The following is a 24,366-nucleotide window of genomic DNA, read 5'->3' on the forward strand; positions in this document are numbered from 1 at the left end:
GCCCGGGGCCCCCCACCCCGGCCTCCGCTTCGCTCGGCCGACCCGCCCCGCAAGGGGGAGGGGATCGGCAGCGCTAGCGTCGCAATTCCTCCTTCGCTCCCCTAAAGTCCGCGCTCTGCCAACCGAGTCGCCGCATGCCCGTCCGCCAGCTTCCCGAAACCATCGTCAACCGCATCGCTGCCGGCGAGGTGGTGGAGCGGCCGGCGAGCGTGGTGAAGGAGCTGGTCGAGAACGCGATCGACGCCGGCGCCAGCCGGATCGACATCTTCTCGGATGGCGGCGGCCGGCGGAAAATCGTGATCGCCGACGACGGCTCCGGCATGACGGCGGCGGACCTCGCCCTTGCGGTCGATCGCCACGCCACCTCCAAGCTCGACGACGAGGATTTGCTGGCGATCCGCACCCTCGGGTTTCGCGGCGAAGCGCTGCCGTCGATTGGCGCGGTGGCGCGGTTGTCGATCACCACGCGCCATGCCAGCGAGCCGCACGCCTGGGCGATGCGGGTCGAGGGTGGCGACAAGACCCCGATCGCGCCGGCCGCGCTGAGCCAGGGCACCCGCGTCGAAGTCGCCGATCTGTTCTTTGCAACGCCGGCGCGGCTGAAGTTTCTCAAGACCGATCGCACCGAGGCCGAGGCGATCCGCGAGGTGGTGCGGCGGCTGGCGATGGCGCGGCCGGACGTCGCCTTCACGCTCGCCGGCGAAGAGCGCGCGCCGGTGACCTGGGCAGCGGCGCTGCCCGGCGCGCCGGGGCAATTGATCCGGCTCGGCGACATTCTCGGCGCCGACTTCCGCGCCAATGCCATCGAGGTCCGCGCCGAGCGCGAGGGCGTGGTGGTCGAAGGCTTCGCCGCGGCGCCGTCGCTGACCCGCGCCAATGCGCTCGGGCAGTATCTGTTCGTCAACGGCCGCCCGGTGCGCGACAAGCTGATCTTGGGGGCGGTGCGCGCCGCCTATTCCGACTACTTGCCGCGCGACCGCCATCCGGTGGTGGCGTTGTTCGTCACGCTGGATAGTCGCGAGGTCGACGCCAACGTGCATCCGGCCAAGACCGAGGTGCGTTTCCGCAATGCCGGCCTGGTCCGCGCGCTGATCGTGCATGCGTTGAAGGAAGGTCTGGCGCGCGAAGGACGCCGTACCGCGGCCAACAGTGCCAGCAGCGTGATCTCGACGTTTCGTCCCGCCTCGATGCCGCCGGCGAATTGGGACTGGCGCGCGTCGCCGTCCTATCCGGTCGGCGGCAGCGCGGCGCCGTCGTTCGCCGAGCGGGCGCAGGCGGCGTTCGATGTCGGTGCGCCGAGCGCCGACATTCGCCCGACCGAGGTGACGCCGGATCTGCTCGACCGGCCGCTGGGTGCTGCGCGCACGCAGATCCACGAGACCTACATCGTGTCGCAAACCCGCGATGGCCTGATCGTGATCGATCAGCACGCGGCGCACGAGCGCATCGTCTATGAGCGGCTGAAGGCGTCGCTCGAAGCCAACGGCGTGCAGCGCCAGATCCTGCTGATCCCCGACATCGTCGAGATGGACGAGGCGACGGTCGAGCGCCTGGTCGCGCGGGCCGAGGAGCTGGCAAAGTTCGGCCTCGTGATCGAGAGCTTCGGCCCCGGCGCGGTGGCGGTGCGCGAAACGCCGTCGCTGCTCGGCAAGACCGATGCCGGCGGTCTGCTCCGCGATCTCGCCGAACACATGGCCGAATGGGACGAAGCGCTGCCGCTGGAACGCCGCCTGATGCACGTCGCCGCCACCATGGCCTGCCACGGCTCGGTGCGGGCCGGGCGCGTGCTCAAGCCGGAGGAAATGAACGCGCTCTTGCGCGAGATGGAAGCCACCCCGAACTCCGGCCAATGCAACCACGGCCGCCCGACCTATGTCGAACTGACGCTGGCGGATATCGAGAAGCTGTTCGGGCGGAGGTAGTTGGCTCCGTCATTCCGGGGCGCCGCGCAGCGGCAAACCCGGAATCTCGCAGTTATGAAGCCAACAGATTCCGGGTTCGCGAGCTGTCGCTCGCGCCCCGGAATGACTCGTGGTGAGAGTGGTGCCTAACTAATAGACCCTCAGAACACCTTCTTGATCCAGCCGTGCTTGTCCTCGGCGCGGCCGTATTGAATGTCGACGAGCTGCTTGCGCAGGCCCATCGCCACCTCGCCGGCCTGGCCGCCGCCAATGGTGAAGTCACCGTGGTTGGAGCACACCTTGCCGATCGGCGAGATCACCGCGGCGGTGCCGCAGGCGAACGCTTCCTTGAGCTTGCCGCTTGCCGCATCTGCGCGCCACTGATCGATCGTGTACGGCTCCTCGCGCACTACGCGGCCGGCGTCGCGCGCCAGCGTGATGATCGAGTCGCGGGTGATTCCGGGCAGGATGGTGCCGAGCGGCGGCGTCGACAGCGAGCCGTCGTCGAACACGAAGAACACGTTCATGCCGCCGAGCTCTTCGACGTAGCGGCGCTCGAGCGCGTCGAGGAACACCACCTGGTCGCAGCCGCGCTCGATCGCCTCGGCCTGGGCGCGCAAAGACGCCGCGTAGTTGCCGCCGCATTTGACGCCGCCGGTGCCGCCGACCGCGGCGCGGGTGTAGTTCTCCGACACCCAGATCGACACCGGGGCGGGGCCGCCCTTGAAGTACGAGCCGACCGGCGAGGCGATCACCGAGAAGATGTACTCCGCCGACGGCTTGACGCCGAGGAAGATCTCGCTGGCGATCATGAACGGCCGCAGATACAGGCTGCCTTCGCCGCCCGGAATCCAGTTGCGGTCGATCTTCACCAGTTGCTCGATCGCCTCGATGAACACCTGCTCGGGAAGCTGCGCCATCGCCATGCGGTCGGCGCTGTCGCGGAAGCGGCGCGCATTGGCGTCGGGGCGGAACAGGTTCACGCCGCCGTCGTCGCGCTTGTAGGCCTTGAGACCCTCGAAAATCTCCTGCGCGTAGTGCAGCACGGCGTGAGCCGGATCGAGCGGGAAGTTCGAGCGCGCCTCGATGCGGGCGCCGTGCCAGCCGTGGGTCTGGTCGTAGCGCACGATCGCCATGTGGTCGGTGAAGACCCGGCCGAAGCCGAGATTTTCCAGCTTCGCGTCGCGTTCCTTGTCGGGGGTCGGGTTCGCCGAGGGCTGGATGTCGAAGTTCAGCCAGAGCGAGCCGTCGATCTTGTCGAACGAAACTCCCATCGATCTTCTCCTGGACCGGCGCGCCTGCGGGTGGCCGTGGTTGTGGCGGATCCCGCTGCGAAGCCGGCCGCATAGGGTGGTTATCGGTCCCGACGCATCGCCGGGAGATGTCTTTGGCGGAATTGCCGAACTCCGCTAATGTTTCGGCCGAGCCGTCCGACCATCGCATGCAGGCCGCCGGGCAGCTTTCCTTTATCGGACTGCACGGGCGCGGGTCGCAAGCGGAATAGTCGAATATTTCGTCTTGGTCGGCGGTTTTGTAACATAAAGACCTGATATGTCAACATGGCTGACATAAATTTCAACGAGATGGTTCGGCCGACCGCCGACATCCCTGCGGAGACTGCGTCCGGTGCGGACCCGCATCCGCCGCGCTGGGACATCATCGAGCTGCTGTTCTTCGCCTATCGCGACTTCGTCGGCGATGCCGACCATGTGCTGGAGGCGTTCGGCTTCGGCCGCGCCCACCACCGCGTGGTGCATTTCGTCTGCCGCTATCCCGGCCTGACGGTGGCGGATCTGCTCGACGTGCTCCGGATCACCAAGCAGTCTCTCAGCCGGGTGCTGAAGCAGCTCCTGGACGAGGGCTACATCGTGCAGAAGGCCGGCGACAGCGACCGCCGCCAGCGCCTTCTTTTCGCCACCGCAAAGGGCGAGGCGCTGGTGGAGAAACTGGCCCGGCTGCAGACCGAGCGGATCGACCGCGCGCTGCGCGATCTTCCGCCCGCCGGCGCCGAGGCGGTCGGCAAATTCCTCCGCGCCATGATCGATCGGGACGATCCGGACAAGGTGCTCCAGACCATCCTGCACGGCGGCGCCAGCGCAAAGGACGTGACGTGATCCAGCTCGCAGCACTGGCGAAGAAACCGGTCCGCCCCGCCGACGACGCGCCGCATCTGCTGCTGGTCGACGACGACCGCCGGATCCGCGATCTGCTGTCGCGGTTTCTCGCCTCCGAGGGCTACCGCGTCACCACCGCGCAGAGCGTGCGCGACGCCCGCGCCAAGCTGGCGGGGCTCGACTTCGACCTCTTGATCCTCGACGTGATGATGCCGGGCGAGACCGGCTTCGATCTCGCCCGCTCGATCCGCCAGACATCCGACGTGCCGATCGTGATGCTCACCGCCCGGCACGAGGCGGAGAGCCGGATCGAGGGGCTGCAGATCGGCGCCGACGACTACGTCGCCAAGCCGTTCGAGCCGCGCGAATTGCTGCTGCGGATCGGCAATATCCTCAAGCGCACCGCGCCGGCGCCGGCCGCCAAGGCCGAGACGGTGGCGTTCGGGCCTTACGTGTTTCACATCGAGCGCGGCGAACTGCGCCAGGGCGACGAGATCGTTCACCTGACCGACCGCGAGCGCGACATGCTGCGGATGCTGGCGGCGGCCCCCGGCGAAACCGTGCCGCGCGGCGATCTATCCGGCGCCGGCAATGCCAACGAGCGCGCGGTCGACGTCCAGATCAACCGCCTCCGCCGCAAGATCGAGCGCGATCCAGCCAACCCGCTATTCCTGCAAGCCGTCCGCGGCATCGGCTACCGCCTGGTGGCGGCGCCGTAGGGCCTGATTAGTTTGGTGATGAGCAGAGCTTTGCCCCAGGCACCGTGCAACCTCTCCCCGCAAGGGCGGGGCGAGGGGGCTCGCTGTGCTTGGGGCGAGGGCTTTGCTTTCAGCGTCGTCGCTGAAAGGGACGGCGCTCGCGCAGTTGGGCGGCCTTCGTCATGAGCACGCTCGACACCGGGCTGACGCTGATCCGCTCCGCGACGCGGCGGGTGTCGGCGGCCAACGGTTACTTAGGGCAGCGCTTCAACGACTTCATGCCGAAGGGGCTGTACGCCCGCGCGCTCTTGATCATCATCGTGCCGATGGTGCTGCTGCAGTCGGTGATCGCCTTCGTGTTCATGGAGCGGCACTGGAACACGGTGACGCAGCGGCTGTCGGCGGCGGTGGTGCAGGACATCGCGACGCTGATCGACGTCTACAAGAGCTATCCGCAGGACAAGGACCGCGCGGTGCTGCGGCGGATCGCGCAGACCCGGCTCGGGCTCGTCGTCGACTTCCTCGGCCCCGGCGAAATGCCGCCGCCCGGGCCGAAGCCGTTTTTCTCGCTGCTCGATCAGTCGATCAGCAAGCAGATCAGCCGGCAGATCGCGCGGCCGTTCTGGATTGATACTGTCGGCCGCTCCAGCCTGGTCGAGATCCGCATCCAGCTCGACGATGCGGTGATGCGGGTGTTCGCGCTGCGCAGTGCGGCCTACGCGTCGAACTCCGAAATCTTCCTGCTATGGATGGTCGGCACGTCGACGGTGCTGCTGATCGTCGCGGTGCTGTTCCTGCGCAATCAGATCCGGCCGGTGCTGCGGCTCGCCGACGCCGCCGAGAGCTTCGGCAAGGGCCGCGACGTGCCGAACTTCCGGCCGCGCGGCGCCCGCGAGGTGCGGCGCGCCGCCTATGCGTTCATCGAGATGAAGGCCCGCGTCGAGCGCTCGATCGAGCAGCGCACCGCGATGCTGGCCGGCGTCAGCCACGACCTGCGCACCATCCTGACTCGCTTCAAGCTCGAACTCGAACTGATCGGCGACGCGCCCGAGACCGAGGGGATGCGCAAGGATGTCGACGAAATGTCGGCGATGCTGGAGGCGTATCTGGCGTTCGCGCGCGGCGACAGCGGCGAGCAGGCGCAGCCGACCGACATGGCGGCGGCCTTGGAGGAGTTGCGCTCCGACGCCGAACGCCATGGCCACGTCGTCAGCGTCGCCTTCACCGGTCAGCCGGTGGTGACGGTGAAGCCGGCCTCATTCAAGCGCTGCCTCGCCAATCTGGTGTCGAACGCCGCTCGCCACGCCCACACCATCGCCATCACCGGGCAGCGCGATCACCGCTATCTGACGGTGACCATCGACGACGACGGTCCGGGGATTCCGACGGCGATGCGCGAGGAAGTGTTCAAGCCGTTCCTGCGGCTCGACGATGCCCGCAACCAGGACGAAGGCGGCACCGGCCTCGGCCTCGCCATTGCCCGCGACATCGCCCGTTCGCACGGCGGCGACATCACCCTCGGCGACAGCCCGATGGGCGGCCTGCGCGCGACGGTGCGGGTGCCGGTGTAGTTGTAGCGGGTGCCGGTGTAGTTGTATTCGTGTCGTTCGCGGCGTCTCTCCATCCTCAATCGTCATCACCCGCGCATGCGGGTGATCCAGTATTCCAGAGCGCCAGTTATTTCACACGAGCGCTCTGGAATACTGGGTCGCCCGGACGAGCCGGGCGATGACGTGGGTGTGTTTAACGAAGCGTCATCGCCGGGCTCGACCCGGCGATCCATCCTCTTCGCGGAATGCTGCTGCATCTGAGCGCGCGCTTGCGCGCGATGGATGCGCGGGTCAAGCCCGCGCATGACGTCGGTATTCTGCTTACTTCGCCAATTCCTTCGACCGCTTCGTCGCCGCCGCCACCGCGCGGGTCAGCAGCGGGCGGAAGCCGTCCTCCGCCATCAGCACCTCCAGCGCCGCGGCGGTGGTGCCGCCGGGGGAGGTGACGTTCTTGCGCAGCGTTGCGGCGTCGAGGTCGGAGCGGTGCAGCAGTTCGCCGGAGCCGGCGACGGTGGCGCGCGCCAGCGTCATCGCGAGCTCTTCCGGCAGGCCGGCTTCGACACCGGCGCGGGCGAGCTCTTCGGCGAGCAGGAATACGTAAGCCGGGCCCGAGCCGGACACCGCTGTCACGGCATCGATCAGGGCCTCGTCCTCTACCCACTCGACGCCGCCGGTGGCACGCAGCAGCGCATCGGCAGTGCTGCGCTGCGCGGGGGTGACGTTGCTGGCCGCCACCGCGACGGTGATACCGCGGCCGATCGCGGCCGGCGTGTTCGGCATCGCGCGAACGACATGGCCGCCGAGTTGCTCGGACAGCGCTGCGATCGGCTTGCCGGCCATGATCGATACCACCAGGGTCGACGGCCCGACATAGCCGCGCAGCGCCGCGGCGGCGTCGGCGAACATCTGCGGCTTGACGGCGACCACCAGCGTCGACACCGCGCCGACGTCGCTGGCGGAGGCATTGAGGCGGACGCCGCGCGCGCTCAGCGCGGCGATGTCGTCGGTGGGATGCGGTTCGATCACCACCACGTCGCCGCCGTCCAGTCCCTGCGCCAGCCAGCCGGTGAGCAGCGCGCCGCCCATTTTGCCGGCGCCGGCCAGCACCACCGTGCCGCCGAGCTGTTGCAGTGGAGACTTCGAGAAAGTGGTCATCGCGCGCATCCATCGGCGCCGCAGGCGGCGGCGTCATCCGGTCAGCGTTCTAGGAGAAGGCGGCAGCGCTCACAAGGGCCGAAACGCGCAAGTGGCCTCTCCACGTCATTGCGAGCCGAAGGCGAAGCATCCAGAGGATCAGTGCACGGAGTGCCTGGTCGGCTTTGCCTTCTCGCAATGACGGAGAAATCGAGCAGGGAGCCGTCAGGCCTCGCCCTGAGTGTCGAACATCGCCGCGCTCATTGCTTCGGCGGCGGTCTTGCCGGCCCACACCGTGAACTGGATCGCCGGGTAGTAGCGCTCGCAGGCGTGGATGGCGCTGATCAGCATGGTCTCGCACTGCGCTTCGGTGGCGGCGAGCCCGCCCGGCAGCACCAGCGCCTGACGATACATCACGGTGCCGGTGTGATTCCACACGTCGAAATGACCGACCCAGAGCTGTTCGTTGACCGCTGCGATCAGCCGCAGCGTCTCGGTGCGGCGTGCGGCCGGCACCTTCATGTCGAAGGCGCAGGCCAGATGCAGCGCTTCGATCTCGTGCATCCAGGTGAACGACAGCGTGTAGTCGGTCCACTGGCCCTTGGCGACGATGGTGATTTCGTCCTCGCCGGAGCGCTCGAAGGCGAGGTCGTTCGACGCTGCGATGTCTTCGACGACCGCGAGCGGATTATTTCGTGAATCGATGATGCCTTCGAGCAAGGGCATGCCGTCTCGACCTTACGTTGGATTATGCTGATACGCATGAGGCAGGCCGGTACGCGCCTGTACCCGTGCTCGTGCCGGAAGGATTAGTCCGGACGAACCGAGGTTGCAGGGATGAAATGATGTGATTTGCGGAATCCGTGCAATGCCGGGCTTCGCCAATTCCACAACCAAAGAGTAACCCGTCCACAGCCGAGCGAGCAGGGCGAGAACAAAACGGAATCGGATTCGCGTGGTCCGAGTCCGGCGCGCGGAATTCGCTCCACACGAGTCTTTCGACGCGGCCGCAACTTTGATTCGTGCGCGCCCGCTGGTAGCCTGGGCCGACCTTCAGATCACAGCCGAGCGAGCCTGCCGATGACCGACACCATGACCGATCCCGCCGAAACGGCTCCGCCGCCGGCCGAACGGACCTATCCGCGCTTCGCCAAGCCGCAGCGCGTCGCCTTCGTGCAATCGTCGTGGCATCGCGACGTGGTCGGCGCTTGCTGGGAGTCGTTCGAGCGCGAGATCGTCGTGCGCGGCATCCCCGCTTCGCAGGTCGATCTGTTCGAGGTGCCGGGCTCGTTCGAAATTCCGCTGCATGTGCAGCTTCTGGCGAAGACCCGGCGCTATACCGCGATCGTCGCCGCCGGCCTCGTGGTCGACGACGGGCTGACCGGCTTCGTCGCGCCGACGGTGATCGAGGCGTTGATGGAGGTGCAATTGCGCACCGAGGTGCCGGTGTTCTCCGCGGTGGCGACGCCGCAAGGCTTCGATCGCGACGCGCCGCAAGCCGAGCGCTTCACGCAGCATTTCACCGCCAAGGGCGCCGAACTCGCCCACGCCTGCGCCGACACCCTGCTCAGCCTCGAACGCCTGCGCGGCCAGGTCGCAGCGGGGATCGTGTAGTCGCGGGATCGTGTGGTCGAACGACTCCGTCATTCCGGGGCGCGAGCGAAGCTCGCGAACCCGGAATCCAGAGATTGTTGAAATATCGCTGGTGCCTCGAACGTCGAGATTTGCGGGTTCGCTCACTTCGTGAGCGCCCCGGAATGACGGCTTTCTTGTCGATGAAGAGATTCCGGGTTCGCGAGCTCTACTCGCGCGCCCGGAATGACAAAAGAGACGCTGATTGCGTCGAATGACGACGGAGATCAGGGAAACTTAGTCGAACAGGCTCGACACCGACTCTTCCGCCGCGGTGCGGCCGATCGCTTCGGCGATCAGGGAGGCGATGGAGATGGTGCGGATGTTCGGCGCCTTGCAGACGCCTTCGGTCGGCTGGATCGAGTCGGTGATCACCAGTTCCTTGAGCTTGGAATTGGTGATGCGGGCGCAGGCGCCGCCGGACAGCACGCCGTGGGTGATGTAGGCATAGACGTCGGTGGCGCCGTTGGCCAGCAGCGCTTCGGCGGCGTTGACCAGCGTGCCGCCGGAATCGACGATGTCGTCGAGCAGGATGCAGGTGTAGCCGGCGACTTCGCCGATCACGTTCATCACTTCGGATTCGCCGGCGCGTTCGCGGCGCTTGTCGATGATCGCCAGCGGCGCGTTGATGCGTTTGGCGAGACCGCGGGCGCGGACCACGCCGCCGACGTCGGGCGACACCACCATCACCTTCGACAGGTCGAAGCGCTCCTTGATGTCGCGCACCATCACCGGCGAGGCGTAGAGGTTGTCGGTCGGAATGTCGAAGAAGCCCTGGATCTGGCCGGCGTGCAGGTCCAGCGTCATCACCCGGTCGGCGCCGGCATGGGTGATCAGATTGGCGACCAGCTTGGCCGAGATCGGCGTGCGCGGTCCCGCCTTGCGGTCCTGCCGGGCGTAGCCGAAATACGGGATCACCGCGGTGATGCGGCGCGCCGAGGCACGGCGCAGCGCGTCGGTGATGATCAGGAGTTCCATCAGGTGGTCGTTCGCCGGAAACGAGGTCGACTGGATGATGAAGACGTCCGAGCCGCGGACGTTCTCCTGAATCTCGACGAACACTTCATTGTCGGCGAAGCGGCGGACGCTGGCTTTGGTCAGCGGCATGTTCAGCCACTGCGCGATGTCGCGCGCCAGCGCCGGATTGGAATTGCCGGCGACCAGTTTGACCGATCCGTTCTTGCCCGACATCGACGCGTCCCCCCTCGGCGCGGTGGATACTACGTTCAGCATATCGGTTGACTCGCGAAATCGGACTGTTTTGCGAGCGAGGTGATATCAGTCGCCCGCCAGCGATGGCAACCCATCGTGACGGTTTTCCGGTGCGGATTCGACCTATGTCGCGTGCAATTGCGGCAATCAGCGTGCAGCGTAACTCAGGGCTGCGGAGGGCGCATCGCTGCTTGCCGCCGGTGCCGGCTCGGCGCTCGCGATCGCCGGACCGCTCGCCGCTGGCGCCGAAGGCGCGGCCGGCTCGGCTGGTAACCCGCCGTTCACCAATCGGCCGAGCCCGGTCAAGCCGGCCTGGGCGATCCGGCGCAGCACCACGTCGTCGGCCTGCGCCCATGCATCGCGGCCGTTGCCGGCCGGTTCCTCACCGGACAGCCGCAGCGCGCGCTGCTGGTCGCGGTCGTAGACGTCCCATACCCAGGCGATGTTGGTGCGATTGCCGCGGACCTGCGCCGACAGATAGCTGCGGACCCGATAGGCCGCGCCGCCCTCGCGAGAGACCACCGGGATCTGGCGCAGCTTGGATTCACTGTCGAGCACCGCGACCATGCGGTCGAACACCTGCGGCGGCGGGCCGTCGATCGACTCGAACGCGACGCCGCTGCCGTCTGCCGAAGCCATCGGACCGGCACCGGGGCCGCCTTGGGTGACGCAGCCGGCGAGGCCGGTGAGCAGTGTGAGCAGAAGGGCGGTGCGCGTCGTGCGCGAGGCGATCAGGCGGGGCAGGCGAGCCAACATGCAGGGTCCCGTCGAAAGCGCGGCGCAGCGGCCGCCGAACGACGGAAGCGATATCGTTAAAATGCATTAAGGTCTAGGGCGGGGCGCGTCCCAGGTTAACCCTTTGCCGCCGGCCGGATCAAATTTATCTAAAATTTTCAATCGATTGCCGCGACTGCTGGGGGCTCGGGCGTAAACCAACGTGGTTAATTCTCGTTCATCATTGCCGCTTGCCGGAGGCGCGGCACTCAGGCGTCCGCGTCCAGCACGATGGCATGGACGTGGCGGCCGTAGTCCGGCTCGTTGCGATGCGTGGTACGGCGATAGGAGAAGAATCGCTCGTCCGGATAGGTGTCGATGCCGAGATCGTCGATCGCCCCGATCCCGGCGGTCTGAAGCCGCATCTGGATGAAGCCGCCGAGGTCGAACATCGCGTGGCCGGCGCGTTCGGCTGCGGCGAAGAAGGCCGCGTAGGCCGGATCGGCCGCGGTGAAGCGGGCGACGAACTCGTCGCCGACCTCGTAAGACGGCTGCCGGATCAGCGGGCCGATCGCGGCGACGACGCGGCTGCGGTCGGCGCCGAGCCGTTCCATCGCATCGAGGGTGGATTCCAGCACGCCGGTCAGCGCGCCCTTCCAGCCGGCATGGGCGGCGCCGATCACCCGCGCGGCCGGATCGGCGAACAGGATCGGACCACAATCGGCCGCAGAGGCTCCGATCGCGAGACCCGGCGTCCGGGTGACGATGGCGTCGGCCTTGGGCCGGTTCGCCGCGGCCCAAGGCGCCTCGGCCACCGCCACGTCCGGCGAGTGCACCTGATGGACGGTGAGGAAATGCTCCGGCGCGACCCCGAGCGCTGCTGCCATCCGCCGCCGGTTTTCGGCGACTTTGGCCGGGTCGTCGTTCGAGCCGACGCCGGCGTTCAGCCCGGCATAGATCCCCTCGGATACGCCGCCCTCGCGGGTGAAGAACGCGTGACGCACGCCCGGCGCGGCCCCGAGCAGCGGCGAGGTGATGATCATCCGCTGATCCCTTGCCGGCGCTCGGCGGCGCGATCGGTGTCGTCGCTGAGCGCGACCAGGGTCTCGATCTTCGGATCGGAGACCCCGATCACCTTGAACATCGAGCCCATTGCGCCGCGGCCTTCGCCGGTCAGCCGCTGCAGCGCGCCGGCGATGTCTTCCGACACCTGCGGCGTCGCCTTCGCCATCAGCGACAGCGCGCGGGTTTCGATGCCGAGCCGCCTCAGGAACGTACCCTGCGTCACCGGACCATGGGCGCGGGCGCCGACGCTTTCGGCGGCGCGGCCGAGCGCGTCGAAATCGACATGCGCGGTGAGGTCGGCGCGGCCGGGATGCTGCAGCGGATCGGCATAGCTGTGGCTGGCGATCGCCTGGAACGTGTCGCCGACGTCGCTGCGCAGATGGCCGTAATCGATGATCAGTGCGGCGCCGCCCTGGTCGCGCACCCGGCTGGCGATCTTGAGGATTTCGGCGTCCGGCCGCCATTCGAACACCGCGCCGGGCGGTGCCAGCCGCACCAATGGCGGCAGCAGCGCCTCGAAACCGGGGATCGGATCGGCGGCGACGCCGAATACCAATTCGCCGGCCGAGCCGATCTCGATCACCCGCTCGTGCCAGCCGGTCTCGCGCTTGATCGCCTGGTGGATCGGCAGCACGTCGAAATATTCGTTGGCGAGAACGACGGCGGGGCCTTCCGGCACGTCGTCGAAGCTGTCGTGCCAGTGGATGTTGCGGATGCCGGCCAGCGTGGTCTGCTGCTTCTGGCGCAGCACCGGATTGATCTCGACCAGATGCACGCTGAGCGACTGGTACAGGATCGGCAGCACCCGCAGCGCGCGCAGCGCGTCGGCCATCATGGTGCCGCGGCCGGGTCCGATCTCGATCAGCCGCAGCGTCTGCGGCTCGTCGGCGGCCTTCCACACCGAAGCCGACCACAGCCCGAGCAGTTCGCCGAACATCTGGCTGATCTCGGGCGAAGTGGTGAAATCGCCTTCGCGGCCGAGCGGATCGCGGGTGAGGTAATAGCCGTGCTCGGGATGGCCGAGGCACAATTCCATGTAGCGCCACACCGGCATCGGGCCGGCCGCCTTGATCAGCCGCTTGATCTCGGTGGCGAGCGCAGTCTGGTCGATCATGACGCCACCTCGCCGGACCGGGGCGCCGCCGCTCGTCCGCGCCGCCAGGTCGTGATCATCACCGCGATGCCGACGATCACCATCGGCACAGACAGCAGCATCCCCATGGTCATGCCGCCCCACAGGAAGCCGAGCTGCGGGTCGGGCTCGCGGAAGAATTCGCCGGTGATGCGGGCGAGGCCATAGAAGGTGAGGAACGCGCCGATGATCAGGCCCGGCCGCTTCAGCGCGCCGGCGCGGATCATCAGCGCCAGGATCACGAACAGGGCGATGCCTTCGAGTCCGGCTTCATAAAGCTGGCTCGGATGCCGCGGCAGCGGCCCGGCATTGGGAAACACCATCGCCCACGGCACCGAGGCGTCGGCCGGCCGGCCCCACAATTCGCCGTTGATGAAGTTGGCGATGCGGCCGAGGAACAGCCCGATCGGGCCGACCGCGCAGGTGATGTCGCCGAGCGACAGGATCGGCACCTTGCGCTTCCATCCGAACAGCACGACCGCCAGCACGCAGCCGATGAAGCCGCCGTGGAACGACATTCCGCCCTTCCACAATTCGAAGATCTCCGCCGGATGCCGGATGAAGAAGTCGAGATTGTAGAACAGCACATAGCCGGCGCGGCCGCCGAGGATGATGCCGATGGTGATCCACAGGATGAAGTCGTCGAACGCCTCCAGCGAGATCGGCGACGGGCCGCCCCACAGCCGCTGACGCTTGATCAGGATGCGGGCGTACAGCCAGCCGACCACAATGCCGGCGATATAGGCCAGCGCGTACCAGCGGATCGCGAACGGACCGATCGCGACGGCCACCGGATCGAATACGGGAAAGGCGACGGCGAAGAATGGCATTGTGGGTTTGGCTTATCTCCAAAGCCCGCAACGGTACAGCGTCAATTGCCGCCGCGCGCGCCGCCGGAGCTGTCGACCGATCCTTAAATCGACCTTGCGACGAGGGTGCGAACGTCGCAAGGAGGGGCACATTGGATCGGGCCGGCGCGGGGCGCGTCGGGCGGCCTTGAAGTAGGCCCGATCCATCGCCATTGTCACCGCCAACGCCTGTTCGGCCTGCAACCGCGCACGATGCGCGACGGAGATCTCGACCATGACCCAGACCAACAACCGGCTTTTCGACGAGATCGGCCGCCTGATGAACGACGCCGCCGGCGCGGCGCAGGGCGTCAAGCGCGAGATCGATGGGGTGGTGCGCAGCCAGGCCGAGAAGATCCTGCGCGACCTCGATCTGGTGAAGCGCGAGGAGTTCGAGGCGTTCAAGGAGATGGTCCGCCTCACCCGCGAAGAGAACGAGGCGCTGAAAGCCCGGATCGCCGCGCTGGAAGCCCGTCAGGGCGGCGGCTCCGAACCCCCGACGGCGCTGGCGTAAGGACGGCGGACAGGCGCCAGTTTGCCTGCTTGAGTCCCTGATGGTGAGGAGGCCGCGAAGCGGCCGTCTCGAACCATGAAGGCCAATGAGGTCAAGCCGACATCCGGGTGCATCCTTCGAGACGCCCCGCCGCCGCGTTGCGGGCGGCGCCGGGCTCTTCAGGATGAGGCCGTGCTCGGAAAATGCGATTTCCTTGTCATTTGCGGCCTTTGCGGCTAGAACCCCGGCACGTCAGCGGCCCCCGCACCCCTGGAGGCTTGCCGCGACGTCTGCAATGGGCCGCTTCGCGGCCTTTAACTTTTTACAGATCAAGGACTTAAGCAGATGACGAGCGTCTTGGAACTGAAGGCGACCGCGCGTCCGAAGAGCGGCAAGGGGGCCGCCCGGGCCGAGCGTCGCGCCGGCCGCGTGCCCGGAGTGATCTACGGTGACAACCAGCCCCCGCTGCCGATCTCGGTCGAAGAGAAAGAGCTTCGCCTGCGGATTTTGGCCGGCCGGTTCCTGACCACGGTGTTCGACGTCGTTCTCGACGGCAAGAAGCATCGCGTCATCCCGCGCGACTATCACCTCGATCCGGTGAAGGACTTCCCGGTTCACGTCGACTTCCTGCGGCTCGGCGCCGGTGCGACCATCCGCGTCAGCGTGCCGCTGCATCTGAAGGGTCTCGAAGTCGCCCCGGGCGTGAAGCGCGGCGGTACCTTCAACATCGTCACCCACACCGTCGAGCTCGAAGCCCCGGCCGAGAACATTCCGCAGTTCATCGAAGCCGACGTGTCGAACCTCGACATCGGCGTGTCGCTGCATCTGTCGGACATCGCGCTGCCGACCGGCGTCAAGTCGGTGTCGCGTGAGGACGTCACGCTGGTCACCATCGTGCCGCCGTCGGGCTACAACGAGGACAAGGCTGCGGCGGGTGCCGCACCTGCGGCCGCTGCCGCGCCGGCCGCTGCGGCGAAGGCTCCGGCTGCCGCCAAGGCTCCGGCGGCTGCGGCTCCGGCGGCCAAGAAGAAGTAATCCGGCGCGGGGTTCCGCGTCATGCGGCTGTTCGTCGGGCTCGGCAATCCCGGTACGAAGTACCAGGACAACCGGCACAACATCGGCTTCATGGTCATCGACGAGATCGCACGGCGTCATGGCTTCTCGCCATGGCGCCGTCGTTTTCAGGGCGAGACCGCCGACGGCGTGCTCGACGGGATCCGCATCACGCTGCTGAAGCCGTCGACCTATATGAACGAATCCGGCCGCGCCGTGCAGGAAGCGGCCGGCTTCTACAAGATCGGGCAGGACGAGGTTGCCGTGTTTCACGACGAGATCGAACTGCCGCCGGCGAAAGTTCGCGTGAAGGTCGGCGGCGGCATCGCCGGGCACAACGGCCTGCGCTCGATCTCGGCGCATATCGGCAACGAGTATCTTCGCGTCCGGCTCGGCGTCGGCCATCCGGGCGCGAAGGAGCTGGTGCACAATCACGTGCTCGGCGATTTCGCCAAGAGCGAACGGCCCTGGGTCGAAGCGTTATGCGAGATCGCCGCAGACAACGCCGGCCTGATCGCCAAGGGTAAGGACGCCTCCTTCGCCAACAAGGTGCATCTGGCGATGCAGGCGAAGGGATTTTACGACAACGACAAGGGCGAGCCGAAGGGCAGCAACAAGTAGGAACGTCATCGCCGGGCTTGGAGCCGCGTGTGACGCCAACTCGGTGGCGATCGCCGTCAACACATTTGCCGTCATGGCCGGGCTCGTCCCGGCCATCCACGCCTTCGCCGAGCAGCAGCGCCGCAAGACGTGGATGCCCGGCACGAGGCCGGGCATGACGGAGTCTGAAAAGAGGACGACATGGGCTTCAAATGCGGGATCGTCGGACTGCCGAACGTCGGCAAGTCGACGCTGTTCAACGCGCTGACCGAGACTGCGGCGGCGCAGGCGGCGAACTATCCGTTCTGCACCATCGAGCCGAATGTCGGCGAGGTGGCGGTGCCGGATCCGCGGCTCGACAAGCTGGCCGAGGTCGGCAAGTCGCAGCAGATCATTCCGACCCGGCTGACCTTCGTCGACATCGCCGGCCTGGTGAAGGGCGCCTCCAAGGGTGAAGGTCTCGGCAACCAGTTCCTCGCCACCATCCGCGAGGTCGATGCGATCGCGCATGTGGTGCGCTGCTTCGAGGACGGCGATATCACCCATGTCGAGGGCCGGGTCGCGCCGCTCGCCGATATCGAGACGATCGAGACCGAGCTGATGCTCGCCGATCTCGAGAGTCTCGAAAAGCGCGTCGACAACCTGACCAAGAAGGCCAAGGGCGGCGACAAGGATTCCAAGGAGCAGCTTGAGCTCGTCACCCGCGCGCTGACGCTGCTGCGCGACGGTAAGCCGGCGCGTTTCCTCGAGCGCAAGCCGGAGGAAGAGCGCGCGTTCCGGATGCTCGGCCTGCTCACCTCGAAGCCGGTTCTGTACGTCTGCAACGTCGAGGAAGGCTCGGCCGCCGAAGGCAACAAGTTCTCCGAACAGGTGATGGCGCGTGCCAAGGAAGAAGGCGCGGTCGCGGTGGTGATCTCGGCCAAGATCGAATCCGAGATCGCGACGCTGTCGAAGGAAGAGCGCACCGACTTCCTCGACACGCTGGGCTTGCACGAGGCCGGTCTCGACCGGCTGATCCGCGCCGGCTACGAGCTGCTGCACCTGATCACCTATTTCACGGTCGGCCCCAAGGAAGCCCGCGCCTGGACCATCACCAAGGGCACCAAGGCGCCGCAGGCCGCCGCCGTGATTCACACCGATTTCGAGAAGGGCTTCATCCGCGCCGAGACCATTGCCTATGACGACTACATCCGTCTGGGCGGCGAAGCCGGCGCCCGCGACGGCGGCAAACTCAGGCTGGAAGGCAAGGAATACATCGTCGCCGACGGCGACGTGATGCACTTCAGGTTCAACACCTGAACCGAAGCAGCTCCGCCTCTCATCGAGTCATTCCGGGGCGCTCGCGCCTGCGAGCGAACCCGGAATCTCGTTCTTTGCGGTGCTGTCTTAAATCATCTCCAGATTCCGGGTTCGCGCTGCGCGCGCCCCGGAATGACGGTCACTTTGTTATCTGAACCCCTGCTGGTCGCGGATCGCGCCGAGGTGTTCGTTGATGCGGAACACGATCAGCACGAACTCGGCGACGATACGCGAAAACACGATCCCGACCAGGATCGAGGCGAGGCTGGACAGCACCAGGAGAAAACCGCCGAACGGGCTCACCGCCATCGCCGCCAGCCCGGAAAACACGCCGGATATGCCGAACAGCACGATCATCGCGATCACCAGCCAATAGAAGGTCTTGATGATGGTCGGCGTGATGAACCGGTCCCATTGAAACAGGTCCCGAAAATTGAACATCGGTGGTCTCCCCCAACAAACCGAATGATGGGGTTGTGATCGACCGCAATAACGGCCACAATCAGGCCTCCCACCAGCAAATGCCATGACAGCCCTGTTCTTCGAAAACTTCGCCCCCGGTCACTTCGGCCGCTACGGACCTCGCCGCGTCACGCGCGAGGAGATCATCGCTTTTGCTTCGGAATACGATCCGCAGCCGATGCATCTGGACGAACACGCCGCCAACGCCTCGATGCTGCAAGGCATGTCGGCCTCGGGCTGGCATCTGTCGTCGCTGATGATGCGGATGATGTACGACGGCTTCATCAAGGACACCGCCTCGCTCGGCTCGCCGGGCGTCGACGAGATGCGCTGGATGTCGCCGCTGCGCCCCGGGGACGACCTGCTGCTCGATGTCGAAGTGATCGAGGCGCGGGTGTCGAAAAGCCGGCCGGAGACCGGCATCGTCACCTTCAAGTGCTATGTGCGCAACGGCCGCGGCCAGATGCTCAGCGAGATGGTGTCGCCGATCATCGTCAAGCGTCGCGCCGCCGCCGCCGGCAGCAACGGATAGCGATCACCATGCGTTTCCTGGAAGACATGACGGTCGGCGAACGCCGCGAGGTCGGCTCGTTCACCTTCACGGCCGACTCGATCAAGACCTTCGCACGGCAGTTCGATCCGCAGCCGTTCCACCTCGACGAGGAGGCCGGCAAGAACTCTCTGTTCGGCGGGCTCGCCGCGTCCGGCTGGCACGTCGCCGCGGTGTGTATGAAGCTGATGGTTGCGGATGCCCAGCGCGAGTCCGCGGAGGCCGCCAAGCGTGGTGAGCTGGTGGCGACCGGCGGTCCGTCCCCGGGATTCCGCGAGCTGCGCTGGCTGAAGCCGGTGCTGGCCGGCGACACCGTCACCTACTACAAGCAGATCGAGAATCTGCGGCCGTCCGATTCGCGTCCGCAATGGGGAATCATGCAGGCCCGCAACACCGCGATCAATCAGCGCGGCGAGGTGGTGTTCTCATTCCTCGCCACGGCATTCGTGCCGCGGCGGCCGAATGCGGAGTGAGGCGCACGGGACACAACCGCCGGCATTTTAACCAAATGCGGGGTTTTTCCGCGAGACGGCTCCGGAACGCTCGGGATATTAACAAGTTGTGAACCTTGCGAGCGTCACGGTCGACGAACGCAGGGCTGAGGGAAATTCAAGACAATGGCTGACCAGGCTGGACTGAAATGGGTGGGCGTGATCTTCGCGACCGTGACGGTCGCGGTGATGATCACCACCGGAATGATCGTGAAGGGTTACGCGGTGGGCTCCTACAGTCTCGATCCCGCGCCGGTGGCGAGCTCGTCCACGTTCTCCGACCGCTGAGCCGAAGCTCGCGGGTGGCCGGCCGCCGCGCCGGCCTTTTCGGCTTCGATCCGAATCGCAATTCGAACCGTCGCAAAAGAAAAGCAGCCACCTCGCGATGGCTGCTTTTGTCGTTTCAAGACGGGTCTTGTCGTGACGTGTCTTGACGTTCAGGGCCGGCGATCGTCAGGATCGCGGCCGGATCAGCCGTGACGCAGCGTGTCGGCGGTGCGTTTCCACTGTGCGACGTTGTCGGCGATCATCCGGGTGGACTTCATCGCCGCCTGGCTGAGCTGGGCATAGCTCGAGATCTCGCGCTGAACCCGCTGACCTTCGGCGTGCAGCAGGTCGCGCAGCGCCTCCAGTTCGCCGATCAGGCTTTCGATCTCGCCGAGCGAGGTGCCGGCGACCCGCTGGATCAACGAATTGACGTTGTTGACGGCGGCCTCCGCGGTGCTGTCGAGCGCCAGCCCGGAGGTTGCTGCGGCAGCATCCGGCGAGGTCGTCGCCGAGGGCCGGCGCAGATAGGCGATGTCGTTGCGGACGAAGTCACGGATACCGGCTTCCACTTCGGAGACGGCGGCGAGGTTTTCGTCGGCTTCCGACGTCTCGATCTTTTCAGAAGGAATGGCGTTCATTCGGTTGGTCCCCTGTTTGAGCGTCACGCCGCGCGGGGATCCCCCGCACGCAATCTGCCGCCGCATCACTCCAGTGTAATTTGACCGCATCGCGGCCGTTCTGCGGCGCCGCCTCGGTGTTTCGGCGACAATCCTCAACGTCCCATTAACGACGCGGCTGCCAGCCCCAGGGGAGAAGCCGGCAGCGCCACAACTCCGACGATTGTTTCAGGCGATCTTCGGCAGATGGATCGGGCGGCCGAGGGCCTGTTCGACCAGGTCGAAAGTGTCGATCACCATCCGCAGATTGGTCAGCCGGCCGTCGTGGAATTGGGTGAACAGCGCCATCCGCACGCTGATCGGCCGGTTGGTCCCGGCGGCGGTGAGCGAGTAGCGCACCATCGAGGCGGCCGAGTCGACCCCGAGCATCACCGATTCGCGATGATAGCGAAAGATCCGCACGCTGTCGGCGATCTGCCGGCAGACTTCCAGCACCGCGACCTTGCCCTGACGGGCGCCGAAGAAGGGAAACATCGCACTCGGACCGTAGATCGCCCAGTCGATGTTGTCGTCGAGGATGGCAGCGAGGTCTTCCTGCTGGCGGTCGTTGAGGGCGCGATGCAATGCGCGCGAGAACCGCCAGAGACTGTGCTCTGTCATTTGGCAATCCCGTTCGAGGTTGGGTGTCAATGCAAGCAGCGGCACCTGGGCATCGCTGACGATGCCGTGCCCTTCGCGATTTGCTGCGCTATGCGCTTCGATTAGTTACACTAAGAGCTAATTGCAATCTAATTTTGTGCGTTGCACAAATTTCGTCTCGCGGACCCGGCCGCCCTTTCGGCAGGCATCGGTCGGTCAGAACCGCCACAGTTCTGCCGGCATTCCTGCAGTTTTCGGATACTCGCGGTCGATATCGAGCAATCAGGTTGCTGCGACCTCGGAGAAGTCCGAGGGTGACGGCGGGCCGATGGCTGTCGCCGCAGTGGCCGTCATCGGCGCTGATCCGGCGCGAACGGCACGGCGCCCGACAGACGCCCTGCGCGACGAAGATCTGATTCGCGAAATCGCCGCGGCGCTGACGGGCGATATAGCCTGCTGATAGCAGGGGGCGGCCGTATTCGAGCCGCCCCCCCGCCACGATCAGGATCAGCGCCCGGCCTGCTTGGCGGCCCGCTTCTTCGCGCCGGTCTTGGCCGGCTTCGCGGCGGGCTTGTCGGCCGCGGTCTTCGCCCCTGGCTTTGGCGCCGCCTTGTCCGCCGCTTTGGATTTCTCCGCCGCCTTGGACTTGGCAGCCGCTGCGGCTGCCGAGGCGGCATCTTCGGCCGCCTTGCGCATCGCGCGGGCGTAGGCATCGGCGGCGTTGTCGGCGGCGGTCTGCAACCGCTTGGTCGCCGCCAGTCCGAGTTCATAGGCGACGGTCGCCAGCGCCTTGGCCTGCGCCTTGCCGGTCGCGTCCTTGGCCTTGGCGCCGCGCGCCAGCAGCGCGGCGCGGCGTTTCTTCACCGCGGCCGTGAGCGTCTTCGTTTGCTGTTTCGCGAGCTGCCGGATGATCGCGTCGAGATCGGCCTCGGCCATGTTGATAGTCCCCCAGAACTGTCTCGGTAGAAGTGTCTTGTTTGCGCGCGACTATGCAGAGGCGCATCGCGCTTGGCAATTCGCCAGTTCCGCCGTGCGGCATAAGCCGCCGCGCCGGGACGATTGCATGGTGCGGCGTCGCCGCTGCGGCTTGACTTCGTCGCCGTCTCGGACAATCTCGCCGCCAAGCCCCAACAAACCGCAAACAACATCGGGAGAAGAACAAGATGGCAGACGCCTACATCATCGACGCAGTCCGCACCCCCCGCGGCATCGGTAAAGTCGGAAAGGGCGCTCTCGCCGACATGCATCCCCAGCACCTCGCCGCCACCGTGCTGAAGGCGATCGCCGAACGTAACAAGCTCAACACCGCCGACGTCGACGACATCATCTGGTCGACCTCGACCCAGCGCGGCAAGCAGGGCGGCGACCTCGGCCGCATGGCGGCGCTCGACGCCGGCTACGACATCAAGGCCTCCGGCACCACGCTCGACCGCTTCTGCGGCGGCGGCATCACCGCGGTGAACTTCGCCGCGGCGCAGATCATGAGTGGCATGGAAGACGTGGTAATCGCCGGCGGCACCGAAATGATGTCGCTGACCGCGTCGATGGCGGCGGAGGACATGGCGGCCGGCAAGCCGCCGCTCGGCATGGGCTCGGGCAATGCCCGTCTCGCCAAGGTGCATCCGCAGTCGCATCAGGGCATCTGCGGCGACGCGATCGCCAGCATGGAAGGCATCAGCCGCGAGGCGCTCGACGCGCTCGGCCTGGAAAGCCAGCGCCGCGCCGCGATCGCGATTCAGGAAGGCCGCTTCGACAAGAGCATCGTTCCGGTGGTCGACGACGAGGGCAAGGTGGTGCTCGGCAAGGACGAGTATCCGCGTCCCGAGACCACCGCCGAAGGCCTCGCCGCGCTGAAGCCGGCCTTCACCGCGATGGCCGACTATCCGCTCGACGACAAGGGCACAACCTATCGCAAGCTGATCAACCAGAAGTATCCGGATCTCGAGATCAAGCACGTCCATCACGCCGGCAACTCCTCGGGCGTGGTCGACGGCGCCGCGGCGCTGCTGCTGACCTCGAAGGACTACGCCGAGAAGCACGGCCTCAAGCCGCGCGCGAAGATCGTGGCGATGGCCAACATCGGCGACGATCCGACCCTGATGCTGAACGCGCCGGTGCCAGCCGCCAAGAAGGTGCTGCAGAAGGCCGGTCTCACCAAGGACGATATCGACCTCTGGGAGATCAACGAAGCCTTCGCCGTGGTCGCCGAGAAGTTCATGCGCGACCTCGACCTCGACCGCTCCAAGGTCAACGTCAACGGCGGCGCGATTGCGCTGGGCCACCCGATCGGCGCCACCGGCGCGATCCTGGTCGGCACCGTGCTCGACGAACTCGAGCGCCGTGGCCTGAAGCGCGGCCTCGTCACCATGTGCGCCGCCGGCGGCATGGCCCCGGCGATCATCATCGAGCGGGTGTGACGGGCAGGAGCGCTCGGGATCGGAGGATGGGTTGAGCGAAGCGAAACCCATCGCGCCGCGCACCAGAGCCGAAGTGAGCGAAAAGGCGGCGCCTCACGCGCCGCCCTTTTTGTTTTCCACGACCTCTCTACGCCGTCATGGCCGGGCTCGTCCCGGCCATCCACGTCTTCGGCCGCTACTACAAAGATAACGTGGTGTCTGGGACCCGAGCGGGCATGACGGCGTAGTCCACGCCAACACTCCGTCATTGCGAGCGAAGTGAAGCAATCCAGCCCAGCGCACGGAACTGGATTTCTCCGTCGCTACGCTCCTCGCAATGACGATGGCGGAGGGTTGAGCGTTAGCGACACCCATCACCCGCGTGCATGGAGTTCGATGGGTTTCGCTGCGCTCAACCCATCCTACGTCCTCGCGAAGAATTCGTTGGCCTGCTTCTCTGTCTCGAAGCGAGCTACTTCGAAGTAGTCTGGATCGTCTTCGGCCGTCTCCGGCGATCTAAGGACGACGAACTCCGCCCCTCTACGTTCAACCAGCGTGGTGAGATCGTTGCTCCGGACGGGCGTGTTGTCTCGTGCTTCGCAATAGGGGCACTCGTCGTCGCACATGCAGGACCATTCGTCCGACCATCGCCGGTTACAACGATAACATTCATAGTGATTGAGAAACCAAGCCATGCTCGCCTCCTCATTTGATCAAGCGATAAGAACCTCTGCCTACGAACTCCAAGAACCCACGATCGCGCAGATATTGTAGCTGTTGTCGAATCTTCGGTCGAACGTTCTGGTTGTCAGGGTAGAGCGTACCCAGATGCTGGTCGAACGCGTAGACTTCATCGAGCGTGAATTCCGGTTTGCCGATGGATTCGACGCAATTCATCACATCGAGCAGCCAGCCCTTGGTTTCGAGAGACTCCTGCCGAAGAAAGAGCGTCTTCTGCCATTCCTCCAGCACCAGGTCCTTCGGCCGGATGCTCCGGTTTTGGACGATATGTATCTTCCCCGACTCGGGAATGCGGCCGAGCAGAATGTTCGATCCAATCCATCCCGCGCGCTTTGCCGTCGGCGCCAGCGGCTTCCGTGCCTCGATGATCTCGCGGACGAAGAAATGCTTGGGCACGATGAATAGATTGATGACTTCGAGCGACTTGAGGTCGTAGTTCATCAGCAACAAGTTGGGATTGTTGCTCTCGGTCAGACGCTCACACTTTGTCTTGTAGGCACCATCGGCGACAGTCGGGCCGAATTTGCCTTTCTGGCTCTTGAGTTCGAATTCTTCCCGGCATGACGCGCAGAAGAAGTCGGCAAGTGGGCTGTTATTCGGAAACTGGGAAATATTCTGGTTGCCGCAATGTGGGCAGTAAGCCCAGGTCTTGACCCACGTCTCCGTCCAGACGCGGGCATTCTGTGAGCCGCTGGTGTAGGCGGCCTGAGTCTCTTCAAAGCCGAGTTTCATGGCTCAGCCTAACAAATCATCTCACG

At 65.9% G+C, this 24,366-nt stretch carries 27 protein-coding genes; 14 read left to right on the forward strand and 13 right to left on the reverse strand.

From position 1 onward, the window contains the following. Nucleotides 1-134 precede the first annotated feature (134 nt). Nucleotides 135-1,922: a DNA mismatch repair endonuclease MutL gene (gene mutL, locus DU475_RS15040; protein WP_164632579.1), complete on the forward strand. Its 1,788-nt coding sequence runs from the start codon at nucleotides 135-137 to the stop codon at nucleotides 1,920-1,922. A gap of 140 nt (nucleotides 1,923-2,062) precedes the next feature. Here mutL and DU475_RS15045 read toward each other — a convergent pair whose 3' ends face one another. Next, nucleotides 2,063-3,175, reverse strand: coding sequence for a branched-chain amino acid aminotransferase (locus tag DU475_RS15045; protein ID WP_164632580.1), 1,113 nt, complete (start codon nucleotides 3,173-3,175; stop codon nucleotides 2,063-2,065). Nucleotides 3,176-3,460: 285 nt separating this feature from the next. Between DU475_RS15045 and DU475_RS15050 the strand changes: the two genes are divergently transcribed. The 3 genes from DU475_RS15050 to DU475_RS15060 all read left to right on the forward strand — a co-directional run bounded on the left by DU475_RS15050 (nucleotide 3,461) and on the right by DU475_RS15060 (nucleotide 6,284). Continuing rightward, a complete protein-coding gene (locus tag DU475_RS15050) occupies nucleotides 3,461-4,015 on the forward strand; it encodes a MarR family winged helix-turn-helix transcriptional regulator (RefSeq protein WP_013504236.1) in 555 nt (184 codons plus the stop codon). Next, entirely contained in the window at nucleotides 4,012-4,734 is a 723-nt protein-coding gene (locus DU475_RS15055) for a response regulator (RefSeq protein WP_142883503.1), read from the forward strand. Before DU475_RS15050 ends, DU475_RS15055 begins: the two co-directional genes overlap by 4 nt. Before the next feature lie 161 nt (nucleotides 4,735-4,895). Further along, nucleotides 4,896-6,284, forward strand: a complete 1,389-nt coding sequence (locus tag DU475_RS15060; protein ID WP_164632581.1) for an ATP-binding protein — start codon at nucleotides 4,896-4,898, stop codon at nucleotides 6,282-6,284. Between the two features lie 300 nt (nucleotides 6,285-6,584). Here DU475_RS15060 and proC read toward each other — a convergent pair whose 3' ends face one another. After that, nucleotides 6,585-7,418, reverse strand: coding sequence for a pyrroline-5-carboxylate reductase (gene proC, locus DU475_RS15065; RefSeq protein ID WP_205524394.1), 834 nt, complete (start codon nucleotides 7,416-7,418; stop codon nucleotides 6,585-6,587). A gap of 204 nt (nucleotides 7,419-7,622) precedes the next feature. Beyond that, complete coding sequence (locus DU475_RS15070) at nucleotides 7,623-8,123, reverse strand: type III secretion system chaperone family protein (RefSeq protein WP_013504232.1); 501 nt, start codon at nucleotides 8,121-8,123, stop codon at nucleotides 7,623-7,625. 354 nt (nucleotides 8,124-8,477) lie between these two features. Here DU475_RS15070 and DU475_RS15075 point away from each other — a divergent pair, with 354 nt between their 5' ends. After that, nucleotides 8,478-9,011 carry a 6,7-dimethyl-8-ribityllumazine synthase gene (locus tag DU475_RS15075; protein WP_013504231.1) on the forward strand — a complete coding sequence of 178 codons (534 nt, stop codon included), beginning with the start codon at nucleotides 8,478-8,480 and terminating at the stop codon, nucleotides 9,009-9,011. Between the two features lie 255 nt (nucleotides 9,012-9,266). On the opposite strand, the gene DU475_RS15080 is transcribed toward DU475_RS15075, so the two are convergent. The 5 genes from DU475_RS15080 to lgt form a co-directional block, all read right to left on the reverse strand. Next, nucleotides 9,267-10,220, reverse strand: coding sequence for a ribose-phosphate pyrophosphokinase (locus DU475_RS15080; protein WP_041807523.1), 954 nt, complete (start codon nucleotides 10,218-10,220; stop codon nucleotides 9,267-9,269). Nucleotides 10,221-10,388: 168 nt separating this feature from the next. Then, a complete protein-coding gene (locus DU475_RS15085) occupies nucleotides 10,389-10,997 on the reverse strand; it encodes a hypothetical protein (RefSeq protein ID WP_164632583.1) in 609 nt (202 codons plus the stop codon). Nucleotides 10,998-11,224: 227 nt separating this feature from the next. Next, entirely contained in the window at nucleotides 11,225-11,998 is a 774-nt protein-coding gene (gene pgeF / locus DU475_RS15090) for a peptidoglycan editing factor PgeF (protein ID WP_164632584.1), read from the reverse strand. Then, entirely contained in the window at nucleotides 11,995-13,134 is a 1,140-nt protein-coding gene (locus DU475_RS15095; protein WP_164632585.1) for a class I SAM-dependent methyltransferase, read from the reverse strand. Before DU475_RS15095 ends, pgeF begins: the two co-directional genes overlap by 4 nt. Then, nucleotides 13,131-13,982, reverse strand: coding sequence for a prolipoprotein diacylglyceryl transferase (gene lgt / locus DU475_RS15100; RefSeq protein ID WP_164632586.1), 852 nt, complete (start codon nucleotides 13,980-13,982; stop codon nucleotides 13,131-13,133). The genes DU475_RS15095 and lgt overlap by 4 nt, the downstream gene beginning before the upstream one ends. Before the next feature lie 253 nt (nucleotides 13,983-14,235). On the opposite strand from lgt, the gene DU475_RS15105 reads away from it, so the two are divergent. The 4 genes from DU475_RS15105 to ychF all read left to right on the forward strand — a co-directional run bounded on the left by DU475_RS15105 (nucleotide 14,236) and on the right by ychF (nucleotide 17,445). Further along, complete coding sequence (locus tag DU475_RS15105; RefSeq protein ID WP_011159891.1) at nucleotides 14,236-14,514, forward strand: accessory factor UbiK family protein; 279 nt, start codon at nucleotides 14,236-14,238, stop codon at nucleotides 14,512-14,514. A gap of 324 nt (nucleotides 14,515-14,838) precedes the next feature. Then, entirely contained in the window at nucleotides 14,839-15,528 is a 690-nt protein-coding gene (locus DU475_RS15110; protein ID WP_164632587.1) for a 50S ribosomal protein L25/general stress protein Ctc, read from the forward strand. A gap of 21 nt (nucleotides 15,529-15,549) precedes the next feature. Beyond that, the gene (gene pth, locus DU475_RS15115; protein WP_164632588.1) at nucleotides 15,550-16,167 is read left to right on the forward strand and encodes an aminoacyl-tRNA hydrolase; all 618 of its coding nucleotides are present in this window, start codon (nucleotides 15,550-15,552) and stop codon (nucleotides 16,165-16,167) included. A 180-nt stretch (nucleotides 16,168-16,347) separates the two neighbouring features. After that, nucleotides 16,348-17,445 (forward strand): redox-regulated ATPase YchF, encoded by a 1,098-nt coding sequence (gene ychF / locus DU475_RS15120; protein WP_013504223.1) that lies wholly within the window; start codon nucleotides 16,348-16,350, stop codon nucleotides 17,443-17,445. Nucleotides 17,446-17,592: 147 nt separating this feature from the next. On the opposite strand, the gene DU475_RS15125 is transcribed toward ychF, so the two are convergent. After that, nucleotides 17,593-17,886: a DUF4282 domain-containing protein gene (locus DU475_RS15125; protein WP_164632589.1), complete on the reverse strand. Its 294-nt coding sequence runs from the start codon at nucleotides 17,884-17,886 to the stop codon at nucleotides 17,593-17,595. 85 nt (nucleotides 17,887-17,971) lie between these two features. On the opposite strand from DU475_RS15125, the gene DU475_RS15130 reads away from it, so the two are divergent. From DU475_RS15130 to DU475_RS24110, 3 genes are all read left to right on the forward strand, one after another. After that, entirely contained in the window at nucleotides 17,972-18,439 is a 468-nt protein-coding gene (locus DU475_RS15130) for a MaoC family dehydratase (RefSeq protein ID WP_013504221.1), read from the forward strand. An 8-nt stretch (nucleotides 18,440-18,447) separates the two neighbouring features. Next, nucleotides 18,448-18,930, forward strand: coding sequence for a MaoC family dehydratase (locus DU475_RS15135; RefSeq protein WP_013504220.1), 483 nt, complete (start codon nucleotides 18,448-18,450; stop codon nucleotides 18,928-18,930). Nucleotides 18,931-19,074: 144 nt separating this feature from the next. Further along, nucleotides 19,075-19,236: a hypothetical protein gene (locus DU475_RS24110; protein WP_013504219.1), complete on the forward strand. Its 162-nt coding sequence runs from the start codon at nucleotides 19,075-19,077 to the stop codon at nucleotides 19,234-19,236. Nucleotides 19,237-19,418: 182 nt separating this feature from the next. Here DU475_RS24110 and DU475_RS15140 read toward each other — a convergent pair whose 3' ends face one another. Both DU475_RS15140 and DU475_RS15145 read right to left on the reverse strand, forming a co-directional pair. Continuing rightward, the gene (locus tag DU475_RS15140; protein ID WP_013504218.1) at nucleotides 19,419-19,853 is read right to left on the reverse strand and encodes a hypothetical protein; all 435 of its coding nucleotides are present in this window, start codon (nucleotides 19,851-19,853) and stop codon (nucleotides 19,419-19,421) included. 207 nt (nucleotides 19,854-20,060) lie between these two features. Beyond that, nucleotides 20,061-20,492, reverse strand: a complete 432-nt coding sequence (locus DU475_RS15145; RefSeq protein WP_013504217.1) for a nuclear transport factor 2 family protein — start codon at nucleotides 20,490-20,492, stop codon at nucleotides 20,061-20,063. A 307-nt stretch (nucleotides 20,493-20,799) separates the two neighbouring features. On the opposite strand from DU475_RS15145, the gene DU475_RS24470 reads away from it, so the two are divergent. Beyond that, entirely contained in the window at nucleotides 20,800-20,931 is a 132-nt protein-coding gene (locus tag DU475_RS24470) for a hypothetical protein (protein WP_283812090.1), read from the forward strand. Nucleotides 20,932-20,978: 47 nt separating this feature from the next. Here DU475_RS24470 and DU475_RS15150 read toward each other — a convergent pair whose 3' ends face one another. Further along, nucleotides 20,979-21,407 (reverse strand): hypothetical protein, encoded by a 429-nt coding sequence (locus tag DU475_RS15150; RefSeq protein WP_164632590.1) that lies wholly within the window; start codon nucleotides 21,405-21,407, stop codon nucleotides 20,979-20,981. A gap of 227 nt (nucleotides 21,408-21,634) precedes the next feature. Here DU475_RS15150 and DU475_RS15155 point away from each other — a divergent pair, with 227 nt between their 5' ends. After that, nucleotides 21,635-22,888 carry an acetyl-CoA C-acetyltransferase gene (locus DU475_RS15155; RefSeq protein WP_164632591.1) on the forward strand — a complete coding sequence of 418 codons (1,254 nt, stop codon included), beginning with the start codon at nucleotides 21,635-21,637 and terminating at the stop codon, nucleotides 22,886-22,888. Nucleotides 22,889-23,572: 684 nt separating this feature from the next. Here DU475_RS15155 and DU475_RS15160 read toward each other — a convergent pair. Beyond that, nucleotides 23,573-24,340, reverse strand: coding sequence for a DpnI domain-containing protein (locus tag DU475_RS15160; RefSeq protein WP_164632592.1), 768 nt, complete (start codon nucleotides 24,338-24,340; stop codon nucleotides 23,573-23,575). Nucleotides 24,341-24,366 lie beyond the last annotated feature (26 nt).

Source organism: Rhodopseudomonas sp. WA056 (genome assembly GCF_010906995.1).
Taxonomy (GTDB): Bacteria; Pseudomonadota; Alphaproteobacteria; order Rhizobiales; family Xanthobacteraceae; genus Rhodopseudomonas; species Rhodopseudomonas palustris_G.